The organism is Streptomyces lothianensis, from assembly GCF_047779955.1.
GTDB lineage: Bacteria > Actinomycetota > Actinomycetes > Streptomycetales > Streptomycetaceae > Streptomyces.
This window is the reverse complement of the sequence record NZ_JBLMKT010000191.1, coordinates 1-205: the sequence shown is the minus strand read 5'-3', so window position 1 is coordinate 205 and position 205 is coordinate 1. Positions and strand designations below refer to the sequence as shown.

Sequence of the window (205 nt, the reverse complement as noted above, 5' to 3'; positions counted from 1 at the left end):
CCTGGGTTTCCAGGTGTCCGATGCCGTCGGCGAAACGGACTGCCTCGCGGACGTGGCGGACCCAGTAGTCCGCCGACTGGATCTCGTCCCCGGCGAGGGTGCCGGTGAGGTTGGAGACCACTGGGATCCGCGGGGCGTGGAAGGTCAGTTGCTCGACCACGGTCCGGAACTCGTCCAGCATGGGTTCCATGCGCGGCGAGTGGAA

At 67.3% G+C, this 205-nt stretch carries 1 protein-coding gene; it reads right to left on the bottom strand.

From position 1 onward, the window contains the following. Positions 1-205: ACP S-malonyltransferase (locus tag ACLF6P_RS30185; RefSeq protein ID WP_415954624.1), on the bottom strand; the 205-nt coding region annotated here is incomplete at both ends.